Source organism: Micromonospora qiuiae (assembly GCF_016863555.1).
Lineage (GTDB): Bacteria > Actinomycetota > Actinomycetes > Mycobacteriales > Micromonosporaceae > Micromonospora > Micromonospora qiuiae.
Map to the genome: position 1 here is coordinate 49,854 of NZ_BOPC01000012.1, position 17,040 is coordinate 66,893.

A 17,040-nucleotide genomic window follows, 5' to 3' on the forward strand; every position below is an offset into this window, starting at 1 on the left:
GGCCCCTTATTAACGCCTGGCGTAGTAAAAGGGGCCCTTTTTAACACCGCACGCCCGCACCGGGGCGTACACACGAAAGGCGCCCGACCTGAACGTCGGGCGCCTTTTTGAGATCAGCTGTTACCGGTGGGTGACCCCCCGACGGCTGCGGCCCACCCCGGCGACCAGCGCGACCGCGACGGCGGCCAACAGCACCTGGAGCATCAGCTCCCGCCAGTCGATGCCGGCGGTCTCGGCGAAGCCGGAGGCGCGGGCGATCACGGTGCCCAGCAGCGCGGCGCCGACACCGATGAGCATGTGCAGCCACATCGGCATGTCCTGCCGTCCTGGTACCACCAGACGGCCCAGCGCGCCGACGATCAGACCGACGATCAGTGCGGTGATGATTCCCCAGACGGTGAGCTCCATGTCGCTCTCCTTCACAAAAGAAGTTCCACAATTCGTGGCTCTGCTGTCGTGACCGATTAATGCCCGACCCGCTAACTCCCCAAACCGACTTTCCCGGCGGCACGCCACGTCGGGGTCGAGATAGCCCAACGGATCCGAGACACCGCAGAACATGCCGCACCAGGCCCACAAGGTCCGTCCCGGCCCGAACGCGTTCGCCCGGCGGTACGTTCAGCCGCCGCAGCCGAACCACCACCTCGCCGCGCTCACGACGGGAAATATGCCAACCGGCGCCCGACCAGGTACGGCCGGGCGCCGGCGAGGCGGATGCGGTTACCGGTGGGTGATACCGCGGCGGCGACTTCCCACGCCGGCGACCAGGGCCACCGCGATCGCGGCCAGCGCGACCTGCACCGCGAGCTCGGCCCAGTCGACACCCGCGGTAACCGTGGCGATGCCCATCGCGCGGGCGAGCACCGTACCGAGCAGCGCCGCACCGACGCCGATGAGCATGTGCAGCCAGATCGGCATGTCCTGCCGGCCTGGTACCACCAGACGGCCCAGCGCGCCGACGATCAGACCGACGATCAGCGCGGTGATGATGCCCCAGACGGTGAGCTCCATTGTCGCTCTCCTAACCGGAAGATGTCATTCTGCGGGGGTTCCTGTCGTGCCGATTCAGTTCCCTCGGCACCGAAATCCCAAACCGCCCATGGCACCACGTCACTTCTTTCCCGACGACTTGCCGTCGCCGGAGTCGGAGGAGAGTGCGGCGATGAAGGCCTCCTGCGGGACCTCCACCCGGCCCACCATCTTCATCCGCCTCTTGCCTTCCTTCTGCTTTTCCAGCAGCTTGCGCTTGCGGCTGATGTCACCGCCGTAGCACTTGGCGAGCACGTCCTTGCGGATTGCCCGGATGGTCTCCCGGGCGATCACCCGGCTGCCGATGGCCGCCTGGATCGGCACCTCGAACTGCTGGCGCGGGATCAGGTTGCGCAGCTTCGCCGCGATGGTGGTGCCGTAGGTGTACGCCTTCTCCTTGTGCACGATGGCGCTGAACGCGTCCACCGGCTCGCCGTGCAGCAGGATGTCGACCTTCACCAGGTCGGACGCCTGCTCGCCGGAGGGCTCGTAGTCCAGCGAGGCGTAGCCCTTGGTACGACTCTTGAGCTGGTCGAAGAAGTCGAAAATGATCTCGGCCAGCGGCAGCGTGTAGCGCAGTTCCACCCGGTCGGCGGAGAGGTAGTCCATGCCGAGCAGGCTGCCCCGCCGACCCTGGCACAGCTCCATCACCGCGCCGACGAAATCGGTGGGGGTGAGTACGGTGGCCCGCACCACCGGCTCGTACACCTCGGCGATCTTGCCGGTCGGGTACTCGCTCGGGTTGGTGACCACGACCTCCTCGCCGTCCTCGGAGATGGCCCGGTAGACCACGTTCGGCGCGGTCGAGATCAGGTCCAGGTTGAACTCCCGCTCCAGCCGCTCCCGGATGATCTCCAGGTGCAGCAGGCCGAGGAAGCCGCAGCGGAACCCGAAGCCGAGCGCGCCCGAGGTTTCCGGCTCGTACGTCAGCGCGGCGTCGTTGAGCTTGAGCTTGTCCAGCGCGTCGCGCAGCACCGGGTAGTCCGACCCGTCGATCGGGTACAGGCCGGAGTAGACCATCGGCTTCGGGTCCTTGTAACCGCCGAGCGGCTCGGGGGCCGGCCGGTTGTTGATGGTGACGGTGTCGCCGACCCGGGACTGCCGGACGTCCTTCACACCGGTGATCAGATAGCCGACCTCGCCGACGCCGAGCGCGTCGGCCTTCACCATCTCCGGCGAGATGACCCCGATCTCCAGCAGTTCGTGGACCGCGCCGGTGGACATCATCTTGATCCGGTCCCGGGCGTTGATCTGCCCGTCGACGACCCGGACATAGGTGACCACGCCCCGGTAGACGTCGTACACCGAGTCGAAGATCATTGCCCGGGCCGGCGCGGCGGCGTCGCCGACGGGCGGGACGAACTGCCGGACGATCTCGTCGAGCAGGTGCGGCACCCCCTCGCCGGTCTTGCCGGAGACCTTGATGCAGTCCGCCGGATCACCGCCGATCAGGTGGGCCAACTCCTCGGCGTACTTCTCCGGCTGGGCGGCCGGCAGGTCGATCTTGTTGAGCACCGGGATGACGTGCAGGTCGTTCTCGAGCGCGAGGTAGAGGTTCGCCAGCGTCTGCGCCTCGATGCCCTGGGCCGCGTCGACCAGCAGGATGGCGCCCTCGCAGGCGGCCAGCGAGCGGGACACCTCGTAGGTGAAGTCGACGTGGCCCGGAGTGTCGATCATGTTCAGCACGGCCTGCTCGCCGGCCCGCTCGCCGTCGCGGATGATCCACGGCATCCGGACGGCCTGGCTCTTGATGGTGATGCCGCGCTCACGCTCGATGTCCATCCGGTCGAGGTACTGCGCGCGCATCTGGCGCGGATCGACCACGCCGGTGAGCTGCAACATCCGGTCGGCCAGGGTTGACTTCCCGTGGTCGATGTGGGCGATGATGCAGAAGTTCCTGATCCGCGCCAGGTCGGTGGCACCAGGAGCGTTCGCGCCGGGATCGAGCGTCGGTGGCACAGCGGTCCGTTCTGGTCGGCTGACGGTGAGCGGGCCGGCGTGGGCCGGCCTGCTCTATGCTCCCACGTCCCCGGCGAGCGTCGGCCAGGCGTCCGTCACTCCTGGGGCGGTCACATCTCGGGTGGTCACTCTGGGGCCGTCACTCTGCGGACGGTTACTCCTGGGGCGGTTCGACGAAGAGGGCGGCGAGCCGCGGCAGCCGGCGCCGGGCCTCGTCGGGGTCGTCGAAGTCCCAGAAGTCGTTGAGGTCCGGTTCCGGGCTCGCCGGCCGGTCCACCGGGAGGTCGGTCGCGGTCGTCCGGCGGTACGCGTCCCACGGCACGGCCAGCATGTCGGCGCACTCGAACTCCTCGCCGCTGAGCGAGGCGGCCCGCACCCGGGGCAGTTCGGCGAGCGAGTCCGGCTCGGCGACCGCCCGGGCGAAAACCGCCCGGCCCTGCGTCATCAGCCAGCCACGGAAGTACTCGAACCCGTCGTCGGAGGCACCCCCGTTGATCAAGTACGCGGCACCCCAGAGATCGACCCGGTAGGAGGCGGCCAGGACCCGCTGCTGGTGGCGGGCGTACCCGACGATCTCCTCGGGTTCACGGGCGGCGAGCAGCGCGACGGCCCGGGCGGCGACGGCACCGGGCTCGCCCCCACCGGCGCGGGCCCGCTCGATCAGCTGCCAGAAGTCGTCGGTCCTCATGGGCTGGCAGTCTGGCAGACGTCGGGCAGCATGGTCTGGTGAGTTGGTCCCCGCCGCCCGTGCCGTACCACGCGACCGCCCGGCGGCCGGCGTGGCACACGCTGCCGGCGGCGGTGCGCTCGGCGGTGTCGGCCCGGCTCGGCTCGGCGGTGGTCGGGGCCCGCGTTGCCGGCGCCGGTTTCACCCGGGGATTCGCCGCGGTCCTGGGCACCGCCGACGGGGGCAAGGCGTTCGTCAAGGCCGCGCCCCACGCCGAGCAACCGCATCTGGTCGACTGGTACGCCCGAGAGGCGGCGATCCTGACCCGGTTGCCCTCCGGGCTGCCGGTTCCCCGGCTGCGCTGGGCCCTTTGGGAGGCGGGCTGGTACGCGCTCTGCTTGGACCCGGTCGACGGTCACACCCCCCGGTTGCCCTGGGATCCGGCCGAGTTGGACGCCACCCTCGTCGGCTACGCCGACATCGCCGCCGCGCTCGCCGACCCACCGGCCGAGCTGGTCGCCCTCGGGCTGCCCCGGCTCGCGGACCTCGCCCGCGACGACATCCTCTGGTGGGGCGAGGTCGCTGCCGGCCGGGAACCACCGCCGCCGCTGCCCGGCCCGGATCGGGGACGGCTCGACGAGCTGGTCGCGCTGGAGTCGCGCCTGCCCGGGTACGCCGCCGGGGCGGCCGGCCTGACCCATGGCGACCTTCGGGTGGACAACGTGCTGATCGACTCCGCCGGTGCCCCCTGGTTCTGCGACTGGACGTGGCTCTGCCACGGGCCCGCCTGGTTCGACCTGGTCGGCCTGCTGATCACCGGGTACGCCAGCGGGCTGGACGTCGACGCCCGCTTCGCCGCCCATCCGGCCGCCACCGACGCGCCCGACGACGCGCTCGACGTGGCCCTGGCCGCCCTGGCCGGATACCATCTCACCGCCGCGGCGTCCGCACCGCCGACCGCGTCGCAGCACCTGCCGGCGCACCAGCGGTGGACCGGCGAACAGGCGCTCGGCTGGCTGGCCCGCCGCCAAGGCTGGACCTGAGCCGACCGGCGCGTCCTGCCCGACCACGGCCACGACGAGCCGGGGGTGCCATTTTGGCCCGTCCGGGGCGACCTGGTAACCTGGCTCTTCGCGTAGCGATGACGCATGCTCGTCGTGCGCACAAGCTGACCAACCCGAGCTATCAAGACGAGGCTGTCGCGTGGCGAACATCAAGTCCCAGATCAAGCGCAACCGGCAGAACGAGAAGCGCCGGCTGCGTAACAAGTCGGTCAAGTCGTCGCTGAAGACCGCCATCCGCAAGTTCAACGAGGCCGCCGAGGCCGGTGACCTGGAGAAGGCCACCATCCTCATGCGGGACGCCTCGCGCAAGCTGGACAAGGCGGCCAGCAAGGGCGTCATCCACGCCAACCAGGCCGCGAACCGCAAGTCGGCGATCGCCAAGCGGGTCGAATCCTTCTCCGCCTGAGCCTGGGACGCGAGACAAGACCTGACGACAGCCCCGGGCATCGCCCGGGGCTGTCGCACGTCGCGTAACCGGACGCTGTACGTCTGCGGATCTGTCGGGCGCTGATCGCCTCCGGCTTTACCGGACGCGGATCGCCTCCGGCGGCGTCACCTGGCGCTGATCGCCTGCGGCGAAAGCCTGGTCAGGAGCCCGGGTCGGCGGTAGGCGGCCCGCTCTGATCGGGATCGGCCGCGCCGGGCAGCGCGGCGCGGGACTGCGGATCGGATATCTCGGCTCGCGTCGTTTCCACCGAATCCGCGCCGATCACCACGCCGGTCACGCGGCGCGGCAGCCAGTCGACACGCACCCGCCCGACGACCGGTTCCATCTGCCGCCGGAACCGGTCCCGCTCCTGCTCGGGTACTGCCTCGGCCGAACGGACCACCGCGGCGGCCACCAGGTCGTTGAGTTTGACCATGACGGCCACCGCCGCCGGCAGCACCAGCACCGCCCACCATTTCACCAACTCGGCGAGGACGAGCAGGGTCGCCAACGCGATCGTCCCCTCGAAGAACACGAAGCAGAGCACCCCGCCCGGATTGACGAAGCGCAGCCCGAGCATCCGGGCGTAGAGCGGACGGTAGCGCTCCTCCTCGGCCGGGATCGTGGCCCACGAGCCACGAAGGGCTCCGCTCACCTGGTGCCACCCTGTCGCGCGGCGGCCACCGAGAAGACCGCCTTCTCCAACGCGTACGCCCGGTCGTCGGAGCCGCCCTTGACCGCCGCGTTGCACTCGGCCGCCGCCTGCATGGCCCGGACCAGTCCGTCGGGCGTCCAGCCGCGCGCCTGCCGTTGCGCCCGTTCGACCTTCCACGGCGGCATGCCCAGGCTGCTCGCCAGCTGGTAGGGGCTGCCTCGGCCGGCCGAGGCGACCCTCGCCACGGTGCGTACCCCGTCGGCGAGTGCGTCGGCGATCGGCACCGGATCCACCCCCACGTGCAGCGCCCAGCGCAGCGCCTCCAGCGCGCCCGGAAGGTCACCGACCATGGTGGCATCGGCCACGGTGAAGCCGCTCACCTCCACTCGGCCCCGGTAGTAGCGGGCCACCGTGTCGGCACCGATCCGGCCGTCGGTGTCGGCGATCAACTGTGAGCAGGCCGCCGCGAGTTCCCGCAGGTCGTTGCCGACTGCCGCGATCAGCGCCTCGGCGGCGTCGTCGGTGCACCGCGCGCCCGCTCGGCGAAACTCGTCGCGCACAAAGGCCACCCGGTCCCGGTGCCCCTTGAGCTTTGCCGCGGGCAGCACCCGGGCACCGGCAGACTTCAGCCCGTCGGCGAACGCCTTGCCCTTGGCGGCGCCGAGGTGCTGCACCACGAGTTGCACGTCCGGGTCGGGATTCTTCGCGTACGCCAGCAGGGCGGCGACCAGATCCTTGCGGGCGTCCTGGCCGGACCGCAGCACCAGCACCCGTCGCCCGCCGAACAGCGACGGGCTGAGCATCTCGTCGATCTCGCCGACGGTGAGCTGGCCTGCGGCGTACTCCCGCACATCGACGTCCGGGTCGGCGGCTCGGGCGGCGGCCACGGTTTCGGCCACCGCACGCGTGGCGAGCAGCTCCTCGTCGCCGAGGACGAGCACAATAGGAGCGGCACTGGCGGCGGTCACGCCGCCCATATTCGCACGCTCGGCGACCTGGTCCAGCCCGGTCGTCCGCACTGCGCAGGCGGACTCCGCACACAGTGCAAATCCAGACATCTACCTCTTTTCGTCTTAAACCAGGATCGATTCATGGTTTGGACCGCCTCAGGTCGACCCCACCGGTCACCACCGCCAGGCCGGACGGCCCGACCAGCGCCGCGATATCCCCGTCGACGTCGGTACGCAGCACCCGCGCACCGTTGCGGGACAGCCGGGCCAGCACCGCCTCGCTGGGATGGCCGTAGGTGTTGCCCGCCCCCACCGGCACCAGCGCCACCGCCGGCCGGACCGCGTCCAGAAAGGTCGGATCCTGATACGCCGAACCGTGGTGAGCCACCTTCAGCACGTCCGCCCGCAACCCGCCCGGCGGCAACCGCTCCCGTAGCTCCCGCTGCAACTCGGTTTCGGCGTCCCCGGTGAGCAGGATCCGCACCCCACCCACGGTGGCCAGCAGCACCAGCGAGTTGTTGTTCGGATCCGATCTGGTGCCGCGCATCGGGTACGGCGGGCCGAGGACCACCAGGTCGACCAGGCCGGCCCGGTAGCGCCAGCCGGCCGGAGCGGCCACTGATGGGGAGCCGTGGGTGGCGGCGGTGGTGTGCACCAGGTCGCGCCCGATCGCTGGCTCCGGCCACTGCGGGGTGAGCACCATGTCCACCCGCCGGCCGCGGAAGACCCCGGCCACCCCTGCGGTGTGGTCCACATGGAAGTGGCTGATCACCAGGAGCGGCACCCGACGTACGTCGAGCCGGCGCAGGCAGGCGTCCGCCGCCCCCGGATCCGGACCGGCGTCGATCACGACGGCCCGGCCGGCCGCCACCGGCAACACCACGGTGTCGCCCTGGCCCACGGCACAGACGGCGATGACCCAGCCGCTCGGTGGCCAGCCGGGCGCGAGCACCCGCACCGGCACGGCGCCGAGCACCACCGCGAGGGCCAGCACCACCACCAGCCGACGCACCACCGGCCGCCGGGCTGCCACCAGGAGCGCCACGGTCAGCCCGGCCAGCAACAGGGCCCCGAACACCCCGTCCGGCCAGGGCAGGTTGCCCGCCGGCACCCGGGCACCGTACCGGGCGACCAGCACCAGCCACCACGCCGGCCAGTGCGCCACCCAGGCCGCCAGCTCGGCACCGACCGGCCAGAGCGGCGACACGGTCGCGGCCACCACACCCAGCACGGTGGCCGGAGCGATCGCCGGCACCACGAGGAGGTTGGCCGGCACGGCGACCAGGCTGACCGTCCCCGACAGACCCGCGATCACCGGTGAGCAGGCCACCTGCGCGGCGGCCGGCACCGCGAGGGCCTCGGCCGCACCCGGAGGTACGCCCCGCCGGCGCAGGCCGTCCCGCCAGCGCGGCGCGAGCAGCAGCAGGCCACCGGTGGCGAGCACGGAGAGCGCGAAACCGGCGTCACCGGCCAGGTCAGGATCGACCAGCACCAGCACCGCCACCGCGGCGGCCAGGGCCGGCACCGCGGCCCGGGGCCGACCAGCAGCCAGGGCGGCGAGCCCGATCGTGCCCATGGTGGCCGCCCGGACCACACTCGGCGACGGCCGGACCAGGATGACGAAGCCCACCAGGGCCACCCCGCACAGCCCGGCGGCCAGGACCGGACCGGCGCGCGCCCAGCGAGCCAGCAGCAGCACCGCTCCGACGATGATGGCGACATTGGAACCGGACACAGCATTCAGATGGGTCATCCCGGTGGCCCGGAACTCCTCCTCCACCGTGTCGGGCAACTCGCTGGTGTCCCCGACGACCAGGCCGGGCAGCAGGCCACCCGGCTCGTCGGGCAACGGCGCGCAGGCTTGTTGCAGACCGGCGCGGAGTCGGCCGGCGACCCGCTGCAGGGCCGACGGAGATCCGATCCGGACGGGTGGGCCGGTGGCGGTGAGCACGGCGCCGGTAAGGTCGCCGCCGCGCGGTTCCGCCAGCCGTCCCTCGGCCGTGAGCCGTTGCCCGGGCAGCAGTCCGCGCCAGGCCGGATCGTCGGCGAGCACCAGCACCCGGGCCGGCACGGTGAGCCGCTGCCCCGCCGGGTCGTGAACGGTCACCAACCTGGCCCGCACCAGCAGGGTCGGCGGACGGCCCACGATGCCACCGCGTACCGCCCGAGGATCGTCCCGGACGACCAGATCGGCGGTGACCCGGGCACCTTCGTCGACCAGGGTGCGCAGCGGTGCGGCGTCGCGTACGGCCAGCCGGGACGAGGTGGCCACCCCGCCGCAGACCACACCGATCAGGGCCGCCACCACGATCCAGCCGTAGCGGCGGGCGAGCACGCCGGGACGGCCGACGACCCCGAGCAGGTGCAGCGCCGCCAGTACGGCGAGACCCGCCGCCACGACGGCCACCAACAGCGTACGCCGGGCGTCGAGATGCAGCCCGGCCAGCGCAGTGAGCCACGCGGCCACGGCCAGCCCGGCCAGCCGGAGATCGGGCGGTGCGCCACCGCCCGGGACACCGATGGCCTCAGCCGCCCTGATCGCGGGTCCACCGTCCGCCCGCACCGTGCCGGCGAGCGTTCCCGTCGGCCCGCTGCTCTCCTTCACACCGTCACCAGGTCCTTGAGCTGCTCGTACCGCGCGTCGCCGATGCCGCTGACCTGGCGCAGGTCGCCGACGGACCGGAACCCACCGTGCTGGTCGCGGTGCTCGATGATGCGCCGGGCGAGCACCGGCCCCACCCCGGGGAGCGTCTCGAGCTGAGCCGAGGTGGCGGTGTTCAGGTTGACCCGACCTCCGGCGGCGGGATCGCCGCCCGGCGCCGCACCACCGGGCGGCAGCGCCCCCGGCGGTGGGGTGGGTGCCGCCACGCCGACCAGGATCAGCTCGCCGTCGGCGACCTTCCGGGCCGGATTCAACATCGCCACGTCCACCCCGGGCAGCGCCCCGCCGGCCGCCTCGACGGCGTCGGCGACCCGCGCTCCGGCCGGCACCCGGACCAGCCCGGGACGGCGGACCTTGCCGGCGACGGCGACCACCAGTTGCCCGGTCGGCGTGGCCGCAGGATCGGCGCCGCCCGGGCCCGCCGAACCGTCACCGGCCGGGCCCGCCGGGTCCGGGACGGCGACGTCGGTCGCGGCGACGACCGGCTCCACCTGAGGCCGGGACCGCCAGGCCCAGACGGCGGCGACGAGCACCACCAGGACGGCGACCGCTGCCAGCGCCCGCACACCCCGCCGGCCCGGGTCGAACGCTCCCGGCCCCGGCAACCGGGAACCCGGCGCCTCCGGCACCGGCTCGATCTCCACCGGCTGCGACCCGTCGGTCCGGACGGGTGAATCCGGTCGCGGCCCGGCGGCACGGGCCGGCTCGGGCGCTTCCGTCGCCGATCGCGGGCCGTCGTCGGCGTGGATCGGCAACAACACGGTCGGCCAGTCCACCCGAGACGGTTCCGGCCAGGACGGCGGCTCCGGGACGGCAGACGGCATCGGTCGTACGTCCGCACCGCTCGTCGGAACACCCGCCAGCAAGCGCCGAAGGCGTTCCCGAACCACCATCTCCTCGTCGTTGGACACGGCGCGAGGTTAGAGCGGCGAGGTCGTCTCCTGCTGGCGGGCAGTGCCCGATCTGTGGACAGTCAGTGAACTGTGGACAACGCCCTGATCATGCCCACCATGTGCTAAAGGCTCGGCGTGAGCGGCGAGTCCTCAGCGGGATTCCGGGTCGAGGCCGAGCGCCGCACGGCCGGACCGCGTTGGATCGGATGCCGTGCCGTCCGTACTCCACCGCCAGCGCCCGGGTGAGCCCCTCGACGGCGGCCTTGGCGGTGGCGTACGGCAGGCAACCGGGCACCGGACGGCTGGCCTGGTGGGAGGAGACGTTCACCACGGCGCCGGCGGTTCCGGCGGCGAGAAAGCGGCGTACCGCGGTGGCAGCGCCGACCACGGCGGGCCGCAGGTTGCGCGTGATCAGGTCGACGACCTCGCCGACCGGGGCGTCGTGCACGGAAGCGTCGCGGAACACCGCGGCGTTGTTGACCCAGCCGGTGAGCGGGCCGGACCGTTCCGCCAAATCGGCGGCGCGGGCCGCGACACCCTCGTCGGCGGCGTCACCGACCACCGCCACCAGTCGTCCGGCCTCGGCGTGGCCCTGGACCCAGAACATCGCCTCCGGATCGCGCTCGACCACCACCACGGTCCCGCCATCGGCGAGCAGCCGCTCGACGATCCCCCGGCCGACCCCGCGCCCGCCCCCGGTCACGACACAGGACACCCGCACGCACCTCCCCCTCGACAGGCCCCGCCCGCACGAGCATCCTCGCCCGGCGGGGATGGAACGGTCCACCATCAAGAGCGGCGGTGGATGACCACGCAGGCCAGGCCAGGGCCGGCGTGGGCGGCGACGGCCGCGCCCGCCTCGGAGACGTACGTTTCGTGCAGCCGGTCACCGAGCCGGGTGGCCAGCGCGCCGAGCAGTTGCTCGGCCCGTTGCGGCGCGGCGAAGTGGTGCACGGCGAGGTCCACCGGCGCTTCGTCGGCCGCCTCGACGGCCAGGTCGACCAGTCGAGCGATGCCCCGGCTGGCGGTACGCACCTTGTCCCTCAGCACGATGGCACCGTCGGGCATGTGCAGGATCGGCTTGACCGAGAGCGCGGTGCCGAGCAGGGCCTCGGCCGCGTTGATCCGGCCTCCCCGGCGGAGAAACTCCAGCGTGTCGACGTAGAAGAAGATCGTGGTACGCGCGATCGCGTCGACAGCGGCGGCCCGTACGCCAGCCAGGTCGGCGCCGTCGGCGGCGGCCCGGGCCGCCGCGATGACCGGGAAGCCGAGGCCCATCCCACAGGATCGGCTGTCCACCACCCGCACCCGGTCACCGAGCTGGGCCGCGGCCAGCTCGGCGGCCTCGACCGTGCCGGACAGACCGGCGGACAGGTGCACCGAAACCACCCCGTCGGCCCCGGCGTCCAGCAGTTCACGGTACGTCCGGACGAACTGCTCTGGCGATGGACGGGAGGTGCTCACCGTCACCCGCCGGACGCCCAGCGCGCGGGTGGCGTCCGCCGGAAAAATCTCCACCCCCTCCAGTCCCTCGGCACCGTTGAGCACCACGGTCAGCGGCACCACGGTCAGCCGGTACGCCGGCACGAGCTCGGGTGGAAGGTAGGCGGTGGAGTCGGTGACGACCGCGACGGGCATGCCCGGCACGGTAGCCGATGCGGCCGGTGCAGCCGACACCTGTTAAAAAGGGGCCCTTTCTCTACCTGAGGCGTTAAAAGGGGGCCCTTCCTTACCCGGTCGGGCCTACGTTGTGGGCGCGCAGGTGCCAGCCGCGTTCGGCGTCGTGGCGCAGCTCGGTCCAGTGGCAGTTGCTCAGCGAGCCGATGGTGCGTAGCACGGCGTGCTCCCAGCCGAGCAGGTGCCCGCAGCCCTGCCGGGCGGCACCACCGTGGGTGGCGATCACGATCGTGCCGCCGGGTACCTCGTCGGCGACCTCCTGCAACGCGGTGCCGATCCGCTTGCCCAGCTCGTCCAACGGTTCGATGCCCGCTCCCGGGTCGGGGTCGCCGGCCCGCCAGCGCGCGTACTCGTCGGGGAACCGCTCGGCGATCTCGGTGAGCAGAAGGCCCTGCCAGCGGCCGAAGTGGCGTTCGCGCAGCCGGGCGTCGGAGCGCACCGGCAGACCGGCCAGCGCGGCCAGTGCGGCGGCGGTGTCCGCCGCGCGGCTCAGGTCGCTGGCGACGATGGCGTCCGGCCGCATCGCGGCGAGCAGCGGCGCGGCGGCTCGCGCCTGCTCCCGGCCGAGGTCGTTCAGCGGCGCGTCGGACTGCCCCTGGACTCTGCTAGCGGCGTTCCAGTCGGTGTTGCCGTGCCGCCAGATGATCAGGCGGGTCACTCGCCTGATCCGGCGGCAGCCTCTGCGCGAGCCAGGTCCCGGTCGTCGAAAGGAACGGTCGGGCAGTCCTTCCAGAGCCGGTCGAGCGCGTAGAACTCGCGTTCCTCGGTGTGCTGGACGTGCACGACGATGTCGACGTAATCGAGCAGCACCCAGCGCCCGCCGCGTTCGCCCTCGCGCCGGACCGGCTTCGCCTTCTCCGGCAGGTTGAGCAGGGCCTCCTCGATGGCGTCGACGATGGCCAGCACCTGGCGCTCGTTCGGGGCCGCGGCGAGCAGGAACGCGTCGGTGATGGCGAGCTGGTCACCCACGTCGATGATGACGATGTCCTGAGCCTTTTTGTCGGCTGCCGCCTGGGCGGCGGTGATCGCCAGCTCGTGAGCGCGTTCGGAAACTGTCACCGTTCTCCTTCGATCAACCGTGCGATGCTTCCCAGCCTCTCACACGGGCCGGATCCGCGGCCCATCGGTTTTCGCCGAAAACCGTGATGGAGCGGTCGAATCACGCCCGATAGAGGCGTCTCTTCGCGATGTACTGCACCACACCGTCGGGCACCAGGTACCACAGCGGCGCGCCGCGGGCGACCCGCGCCCGGCAGTCGGTGGACGAGATCGCCATTGCCGGCACCTGCACCAGGCTGACCGTGTCGGCCGGCAGGTGGGCATCGGACAGCTCGAAGCCGGGCCGGGTCACCCCGATGAAGTGGGCCAGCTCGAAGATCTCGGTCAGGTCCTTCCAGCTGAGGATCTTCTCCAACGCGTCCGCGCCGGTGATGAAGAACAGCTGGGACTTCGGCCCGTAGACCTCGTGCAGGTCGCGCAGGGTGTCGACGGTGTAGGTCGGGCCGCCTCGGTCGATGTCCACCCTACTGACCTGGAAACGCGGGTTGGAGGCGGTGGCGATCACCGTCATGAGGTACCGGTCCTCGGCCGAACTGACCGGCACGTCCGCCTTCTGCCACGGCTGCCCTGTCGGCACGAAGATCACTTCGTCGAGCCCGAACCGGTCCGCGACCTCGCTCGCCGCCACGAGGTGCCCGTGATGAATCGGGTCGAAGGTACCGCCCATGATCCCGATCCGCCGGATGTCGTCCGCCACCCCATGATCCTAGAACCCGCCCCGAAGGGAGCCGGCACCCTCGCCACCGCCCGGCCGGCGGGTACTCAGGCGATCATGGCGGCCACCGCCGTCCGGGCCAGCAGAGCGCGGCGCAGGTCGTCGTCGGCGTCGGTGACCACCCGACGCAGGCCGGGCGTGAGGTCGTCGCGGGACAGCAGCGCCGCGGCCGCCTCCCGGGTGGGCTGCGCGACGGCGTAGCGGGGGAAGGCCAGGGTGGCCACCTCGTCGGCCACCCAGGGCGTACGCAGCCGCGCGGCGGCCGGCATGTCGGTGAAGTACCGCTGGACGTAGTCGGCGGTCAACCCTCCCTGCTCGGGTTGCCAGAAACCGGCGGCGGTGGCCTCGACCAGCCGGTTGGACAGCTCGGTGCGGGACACGATGATCTCCCACGCTGCCTGTTTGGCCGCCGGGTCGGGCAGCGCCGCCCGGCATCTGGCGGCGCGCTCCGCGCCGGCGGCGCTCGGGTCCGCCGCCGCCTCCGCCGCGATCTCGGCCGCACCAGCCGCGCCCAGCACCACCAGCCGGGCCAGGATCGCCCAGCGCAGCTCGACGTCGACCGCCAGCCCCGCCGGCACGTCCCGGCCGGCGAGCCAGCCGGCGAGCAGGTCGGTATCGGTGGCCGCGGCGATCAGGCCGCGGGCCGCGGCCAACTGCAACGACTTACCGGGCGCGGCGCCGTCGAGCAACCGCCGACAGGCCCCGGCGAGCACGGCCAGAGCGGCCTGCCGCGCCGCCGGGTCGAGGTAGCGGTCGACCAGCGACCGGCTCAGGGCCAGCACGTCCTCGGCGATGATCACCTCGGTCTCGGCCGGCAGTGCCGCCGAGATCAGCTCCACCACCGCGCCCACCGGCCGCTCACCGTCGGTCGCCGCGTCCAACGCCTCGCCCCACAGCAGCGCCCGGGCCAACGGGTCGGCCAGGCGGGGCAGCAGCAGCGGCACCGCGTCGGCCGAGGCGGGATCGAGCCGGATCTTGGCGAAGGTCAGGTCGCCGTCGTTGGGCAGCAGGACCGCCGCCGCCGGCTCGCCGGCCAGCCCGGCGAGCAGCGTACGCCCATCGTCGAGCTGCGGATCCAGGTCGATCTCGACGCGCTCGACGGTGCCGTCGACGGCGTACCGGCCGACGCCGATGCGGTGCGGGCGCAGCACCGGGTGCGTGGGCGGCGCGGTCTGCGCGACGGCCACCTCGGTGTACCGGCCCCGGTCGTCCACGGCCACCTCGGCCCGCAGGGTGTTCACCTGGGCGGTGCGCAGCCAGCTCTGCGCCCAGCCGCCGAGGTCCCGGCCACTGGCGGCGGAGAGGCTCGCCAGCAGATCCGCCAGCGTGGCGTTGCCGAACCGGTGCCGGGCGAAATGGTCGTTCAGGCCGGCCAGGAAGGCGTCGTCGCCGAGCCACGCCACCAGCTGCCGCAGCACGCTGGCGCCCTTGGCGTACGAGATGCCGTCGAAGTTGAGCAGCGCCTCGGCGGCGTCGGCCACCTGCTCGGGGGCGACCGGGTGGGTGGAAGGGCGCTGGTCCGCGGCGTATCCCCACGCCTTGCGACGCAGAGCGAAGGTCGTCCACGCCCCACCGAACCGGGTCGCCTCGGCGGTGACCCGGGTGCCCAGGTACTCCGCGAACGACTCGTTCAGCCACAGGTCGTCCCACCAGCGCATGGTGACCAGGTCACCGAACCACATGTGCGCCATCTCGTGGGCGATGGTGGTGGCCCGCAGCTCACGCTGGCTGTCGGTGACCGCCGACCGGAAGACGTAGTCGTCGCGGAAGGTGACCAGCCCCGGATTTTCCATGGCCCCGGCGTTGAACTCCGGCACGAACGCCTGGTCGTACTTGCCGAACGGGTAGCGCTCGTCGAAGAGCTGGTGGAAGCGGTCCAGGCACTGCTTCGTGACGGTGAAGATCTCCTCCGCGTCGGCGTCCAGGTGCTCGGCGAGCGAACGCCGACAGTAGAGCCCGAGCGGGATGCCGTCATGGCTGTCGTGGCGGACGTGCCAGGGGCCGGCGATCAGGGTGAAGAGGTACGTCGCGATCGGCAGGGTGGGCGCGAACTCCCAACGCCCCGGGCTCGGGTTGGCCGCCAGCCTGCCGTTGGCCGCGACCGTCCAGTGTCGCGGTGCGGTGACCGAGAGGGTGACCGGCGCCTTCAGGTCGGGCTGGTCGAAGGCGGCGAAGATGCGCTGCACCTCGTCCAGGAAGGACATTGCGTAAAGGTACGTCTCACCGTCGGCCGGATCGACGAACCGGTGCATCCCCTCGCCGCCGTTGGTGTACGCCATTTCCGCCTCGACGGTCAGCGTGTTCTCCTCGGCCAGGCCGGTCAGCGGCAGCCGGTTGTCGTGCAGCGCGGCGGGGTCGACGTCGGCGCCGTTGAGGCGTACCGCCAGCAGTTTCGCGGGCTTGACCTCGACGAAGGTCTCGGTGGCGGTGGCCCGGAACCGGATCGTGACGTGTGAGCGGAACAGCTCCCCGTCCCCGGTGAGGTCGAGGTCCACCTGGTAGGACGTGACAGTGATCGACGCGCCACGCGCGGTCGACTCTGCACGGGTCAAGCTCGGCATCCGCTTATCCTGCCCGATGGGCCGAACAACAGGCCTCCCCAATCCCCCCTGATGCTGGAGGACTTGACCATGACAACGCACCCCAAGGGCGACTTCGACCTCTCCCGGGCGGTCTGGCAGCGGGCCGAGGGCGACACCTCCGAGGCGGCGGTGGAAATTGCCTTCGTCGACGACCTGGTGGGCATGCGCAACTCCGCCGAGCCGGACGGCCCGGTGCTGGTGTTCACCCAGGCCGAGTGGGACGCCTTCGTCGCGGGCGCCCAGGACGGCGAGTTCGACCTGGACTGAGCCTTCCGCCGCCAGCCGTCGGTTGACGGCCCGGGCCGTCAACCTCGGTCACCGTCGCCGTCGCCCCAACCCAGGCCGCCGGGCCCAGGCGCGTGGTGAAACCCGGGATGGTCGGCGACATCGACGCACCGCTCGCCGTCGGGTCCCACCGCACCGCAGAACAGCCGCTCGGCCCGCCGCCAGTTGTCGGCCGGTGAGAGCGCGGACGCGCCGAGCGCCAGCTCGGGTCGCAGCAGGCTCAGTGCCTCGGCGTACCCGACCGCCAGCTCCCTGGCGACGGCCGGATCGGGCGCGGTGAAGCCCAGGTGCGCGGTGAAGAACCGATCGGGTCGAGCAGGCCGGCGCGGCGCCGCGATCAGCGGCGGCTCCGCGCCGCCATGCCCTGCCCCGCTCGTCCACCGTCGCCAGTACGCCGGCCTGTTGTCCCGCATCCG

Annotated in this window: 18 protein-coding genes; 3 read left to right on the plus strand and 15 right to left on the minus strand. The window is 72.1% G+C overall.

Features of this window, described 5'->3' with window-relative positions:
- Window positions 1-120: 120 nt before the first annotated feature.
- The 4 genes from Vqi01_RS04435 to Vqi01_RS04450 form a co-directional block, all read right to left on the minus strand.
- Window positions 121-408, minus strand: a complete 288-nt coding sequence (locus Vqi01_RS04435) for a GlsB/YeaQ/YmgE family stress response membrane protein (protein ID WP_204033180.1) — start codon at window positions 406-408, stop codon at window positions 121-123.
- Between the two features lie 312 nt (window positions 409-720).
- Window positions 721-1,011: a GlsB/YeaQ/YmgE family stress response membrane protein gene (locus Vqi01_RS04440; RefSeq protein WP_204033182.1), complete on the minus strand. Its 291-nt coding sequence runs from the start codon at window positions 1,009-1,011 to the stop codon at window positions 721-723.
- 99 nt (window positions 1,012-1,110) lie between these two features.
- A complete protein-coding gene (gene lepA, locus Vqi01_RS04445; RefSeq protein WP_204033183.1) occupies window positions 1,111-2,988 on the minus strand; it encodes a translation elongation factor 4 in 1,878 nt (625 codons plus the stop codon).
- Between the two features lie 154 nt (window positions 2,989-3,142).
- Entirely contained in the window at window positions 3,143-3,676 is a 534-nt protein-coding gene (locus Vqi01_RS04450; RefSeq protein WP_204033184.1) for a DUF4240 domain-containing protein, read from the minus strand.
- 38 nt (window positions 3,677-3,714) lie between these two features.
- Between Vqi01_RS04450 and Vqi01_RS04455 the strand changes: the two genes are divergently transcribed.
- Window positions 3,715-4,698 carry a phosphotransferase family protein gene (locus Vqi01_RS04455; protein ID WP_239098173.1) on the plus strand — a complete coding sequence of 328 codons (984 nt, stop codon included), beginning with the start codon at window positions 3,715-3,717 and terminating at the stop codon, window positions 4,696-4,698.
- A 160-nt stretch (window positions 4,699-4,858) separates the two neighbouring features.
- The gene (gene rpsT / locus Vqi01_RS04460) at window positions 4,859-5,125 is read left to right on the plus strand and encodes a 30S ribosomal protein S20 (RefSeq protein ID WP_204033185.1); all 267 of its coding nucleotides are present in this window, start codon (window positions 4,859-4,861) and stop codon (window positions 5,123-5,125) included.
- A gap of 181 nt (window positions 5,126-5,306) precedes the next feature.
- On the opposite strand, the gene Vqi01_RS04465 is transcribed toward rpsT, so the two are convergent.
- The 10 genes from Vqi01_RS04465 to pepN all read right to left on the minus strand — a co-directional run bounded on the left by Vqi01_RS04465 (window position 5,307) and on the right by pepN (window position 16,318).
- Complete coding sequence (locus Vqi01_RS04465) at window positions 5,307-5,726, minus strand: hypothetical protein (protein WP_239098178.1); 420 nt, start codon at window positions 5,724-5,726, stop codon at window positions 5,307-5,309.
- Window positions 5,727-5,797: 71 nt separating this feature from the next.
- The gene (holA, locus tag Vqi01_RS04470; protein ID WP_204033186.1) at window positions 5,798-6,778 is read right to left on the minus strand and encodes a DNA polymerase III subunit delta; all 981 of its coding nucleotides are present in this window, start codon (window positions 6,776-6,778) and stop codon (window positions 5,798-5,800) included.
- 112 nt (window positions 6,779-6,890) lie between these two features.
- Entirely contained in the window at window positions 6,891-9,314 is a 2,424-nt protein-coding gene (locus tag Vqi01_RS04475; protein ID WP_204033222.1) for a ComEC/Rec2 family competence protein, read from the minus strand.
- Window positions 9,315-9,352: 38 nt separating this feature from the next.
- Window positions 9,353-10,324, minus strand: a complete 972-nt coding sequence (locus tag Vqi01_RS04480; RefSeq protein ID WP_204033188.1) for a ComEA family DNA-binding protein — start codon at window positions 10,322-10,324, stop codon at window positions 9,353-9,355.
- 88 nt (window positions 10,325-10,412) lie between these two features.
- Window positions 10,413-11,021 (minus strand): SDR family NAD(P)-dependent oxidoreductase, encoded by a 609-nt coding sequence (locus Vqi01_RS04485; RefSeq protein ID WP_239098174.1) that lies wholly within the window; start codon window positions 11,019-11,021, stop codon window positions 10,413-10,415.
- Window positions 11,022-11,095: 74 nt separating this feature from the next.
- Window positions 11,096-11,944 carry a DegV family protein gene (locus tag Vqi01_RS04490; protein WP_204033190.1) on the minus strand — a complete coding sequence of 283 codons (849 nt, stop codon included), beginning with the start codon at window positions 11,942-11,944 and terminating at the stop codon, window positions 11,096-11,098.
- Window positions 11,945-12,035: 91 nt separating this feature from the next.
- A complete protein-coding gene (locus Vqi01_RS04495; protein WP_204033191.1) occupies window positions 12,036-12,641 on the minus strand; it encodes a histidine phosphatase family protein in 606 nt (201 codons plus the stop codon).
- On the minus strand, window positions 12,638-13,042 hold the full coding sequence (gene rsfS / locus Vqi01_RS04500) for a ribosome silencing factor (protein ID WP_204033193.1): 405 nt from the start codon (window positions 13,040-13,042) through the stop codon (window positions 12,638-12,640). Before rsfS ends, Vqi01_RS04495 begins: the two co-directional genes overlap by 4 nt.
- Before the next feature lie 100 nt (window positions 13,043-13,142).
- Window positions 13,143-13,739, minus strand: coding sequence for a nicotinate-nucleotide adenylyltransferase (gene nadD / locus Vqi01_RS04505; RefSeq protein WP_204033194.1), 597 nt, complete (start codon window positions 13,737-13,739; stop codon window positions 13,143-13,145).
- 65 nt (window positions 13,740-13,804) lie between these two features.
- A complete protein-coding gene (gene pepN, locus Vqi01_RS04510; RefSeq protein ID WP_204033195.1) occupies window positions 13,805-16,318 on the minus strand; it encodes an aminopeptidase N in 2,514 nt (837 codons plus the stop codon).
- Window positions 16,319-16,387: 69 nt separating this feature from the next.
- Here pepN and Vqi01_RS04515 point away from each other — a divergent pair, with 69 nt between their 5' ends.
- Complete coding sequence (locus Vqi01_RS04515) at window positions 16,388-16,606, plus strand: DUF397 domain-containing protein (RefSeq protein WP_204033196.1); 219 nt, start codon at window positions 16,388-16,390, stop codon at window positions 16,604-16,606.
- A gap of 38 nt (window positions 16,607-16,644) precedes the next feature.
- Here Vqi01_RS04515 and Vqi01_RS04520 read toward each other — a convergent pair whose 3' ends face one another.
- The gene (locus Vqi01_RS04520; RefSeq protein WP_204033197.1) at window positions 16,645-17,037 is read right to left on the minus strand and encodes a hypothetical protein; all 393 of its coding nucleotides are present in this window, start codon (window positions 17,035-17,037) and stop codon (window positions 16,645-16,647) included.
- Between the last annotated feature and the right edge of the window lie 3 nt (window positions 17,038-17,040).

Bases quoted from the DNA above. Each gene is read 5' to 3' on its own strand.
- Vqi01_RS04465 (WP_239098178.1), bottom strand. From the start codon at position 5,726: ATGCTCGGGCTGCGCTTCGTCAATCCGGGCGGGGTGCTCTGCTTCGTG.
- Vqi01_RS04490 (WP_204033190.1), bottom strand. From the start codon at position 11,944: ATGCCCGTCGCGGTCGTCACCGACTCCACCGCCTACCTTCCACCCGAG.
- holA (WP_204033186.1), bottom strand. From the start codon at position 6,778: ATGGGCGGCGTGACCGCCGCCAGTGCCGCTCCTATTGTGCTCGTCCTC.
- Vqi01_RS04440 (WP_204033182.1), bottom strand. From the start codon at position 1,011: ATGGAGCTCACCGTCTGGGGCATCATCACCGCGCTGATCGTCGGTCTG.
- pepN (WP_204033195.1), bottom strand. From the start codon at position 16,318: ATGCCGAGCTTGACCCGTGCAGAGTCGACCGCGCGTGGCGCGTCGATC.
- Vqi01_RS04435 (WP_204033180.1), bottom strand. From the start codon at position 408: ATGGAGCTCACCGTCTGGGGAATCATCACCGCACTGATCGTCGGTCTG.
- Vqi01_RS04450 (WP_204033184.1), bottom strand. From the start codon at position 3,676: ATGAGGACCGACGACTTCTGGCAGCTGATCGAGCGGGCCCGCGCCGGT.
- Vqi01_RS04515 (WP_204033196.1), top strand. From the start codon at position 16,388: ATGACAACGCACCCCAAGGGCGACTTCGACCTCTCCCGGGCGGTCTGG.
- Vqi01_RS04520 (WP_204033197.1), bottom strand. From the start codon at position 17,037: ATGCGGGACAACAGGCCGGCGTACTGGCGACGGTGGACGAGCGGGGCA.